Genomic DNA, 2044 nt, shown 5'->3' on the forward strand with positions numbered 1-2044 from the left:
AGACTCATAAATAAAGAATGGCGGCTTATAACCAATTAAGGAAATAAGCCGCCATTTTATTTTTTCAAATAGAAATATCTACATCTTATAGACCATCGCATTGATATTCATTCCTGCACCTACTGATGCAAAAACAATCTTGTCTCCTTGATTTATTTTGTGAGGCTTCAGTTCACCCTTAAGTATAAGATCAAGCAGAGTAGGGACGGTTGCAACCGAAGAATTCCCTAACCACGATACGGTCATAGGCATGATATCTTCAGGTAACTCATCTATATCATATAGCGCATATAGTCTTTTTAATATGGCATCATCCATTTTTCCATTGGCTTGATGAATCAATACCTTTTTAATCTCGTTAAGAGGCGTTTCACTCTTAATTAGAGCGGTTTGTATAGCTTGAGGAACTGTTGTTAGTGCATACTGGTATAATTTACGCCCATTCATTTTCAAGAATAAGGCATCTTTATGCTCGCTATCAGGATTGAAAGATTTATCCATATACAACATCTCAGAATATTGAAAGGTATCCGATCTAGTAGCATGGGCTAATATACCTATAGGAGTTTCACTTTCTTTTCCTTCCAAAATTACAGCACCAGCACCATCGGCATAAAGCATGCTGTCTCTATCGTTTGGATCAGAAATTCTAGATAAAACATCAGCACCTATAATTAATATCTGTTTTGCATCGCCCGATTTAATGTAATAATCAGCCTGAATAGTAGCTTGTAACCAACCCGGGCATCCGAATGGTAAGTCGTAAGCAACACAGTTTGGGTTTTGAATTGCTAGTTTATGCTTGACACGTGCAGCCAAACTGGGAACAAGATCTGATCTTCTATTATCGTGTTTAACATCACCAAAGTTGTGAGCGACGATAATATAATCCAACTCTTCCTTATCTATTTGAGAGCTTTTTATGGCATCTTCTGCGGCAAAAAATGCAATATCAGATGTCACTAAATCTTTCGTAACATGTCGTCTCTCAGCAATGGTGGTTATATCTTCAAACTTCTCGGTTATTTCCTGATTCGATTTCGGACTCTTTTTGCCATAGGTGTCATAGAATTCAGTGGTGAGGAAATCCTCATTTTTCACCTTATTTGATGGTATGTATTTTCCTGTTCCTCTAATGATACTATAGATTTTGCTACTCATATTCTAATGGTTTTCAAATTGCTTATGGTGTGCTATTTTACTAGGAGCAGTGTGTGTGTGGCACACACTGCTTTTTAAGTCGAGCTTAAGTCTATAATATTAAGGAAATATATTGAATAATTAACTTTTTTTGCCAGTATAAATTATGAAGAATAGTCCTAAGGAATGTTTCTGGGAATGAAAAAATTAGAAAGCGTAAAGATCATGCCTTGGGACTTATGACCTGTTAAGCGGTATAATATTCTAAAGGTTTTTACTTCCTTTGCATTTCAATTAAAATATTGAATAGAATATATGAATGAAAATGTTAGAATCGAATACAGTTTTTCGCATTTGTTAGATGTAGATTATGCATCTCATCCCAATATGATTAATTATTCAGGTAAGATATTAATCAAATCAGATGATGAATTTGATAATTATGATTTAGATGAAGTACAGATTGGTACGATCTGTTTAGAGATGTATGACTTGAATTTCGAGGCGGGTTATTGTACTTTAATGGAAGCTTTTGATAATTCTGAATCATCTCTTGCGGTGGCTACAGCTCTATTAGACGATAGCTATTCCAATATTAATGATAAGATTGTAGAATTTGTGGGCGATAGTTTTAATACGAATATTTTGCTTGTCAGTCGATTGGAAATTAAAGAGAAATATCGAGGTAAAGGTTATGGTAAATATGTCTTAAATAGTTTAGACATCTATTTTAAATCGACCTGTGCTTATGTGGCTCTTAAAAGCTTTCCTGTAGGTTTTGAAGGAATTACTGATGACAAAAATTACGATAAAGCACAAGAAAGACTCAACTCTTTCTTTTCCAAATGTGGCTATAAGAAGATACGCCTGGCTGTTGAAAATGATATTGATGAAGATGAGTTTG

2 protein-coding genes are annotated in these 2044 nt (G+C 34.6%); one reads left to right on the forward strand and one right to left on the reverse strand.

Going from position 1 to position 2044, the window contains the following annotated elements:
* Positions 1 to 78: 78 nt before the first annotated feature.
* The gene (locus ABY905_RS16855; protein ID WP_372645996.1) at positions 79 to 1161 is read right to left on the reverse strand and encodes a 3-oxoacyl-ACP synthase III family protein; all 1083 of its coding nucleotides are present in this window, start codon (positions 1159 to 1161) and stop codon (positions 79 to 81) included.
* A gap of 294 nt (positions 1162 to 1455) precedes the next feature.
* On the opposite strand from ABY905_RS16855, the gene ABY905_RS16860 reads away from it, so the two are divergent.
* The coding region (locus ABY905_RS16860) for a hypothetical protein (protein ID WP_372645998.1) at positions 1456 to 2044 on the forward strand (589 nt) is incomplete at its 3' end.

The organism is Ancylomarina sp., assembly GCF_041555295.1.
Lineage (GTDB): Bacteria > Bacteroidota > Bacteroidia > Bacteroidales > Marinifilaceae > Ancylomarina.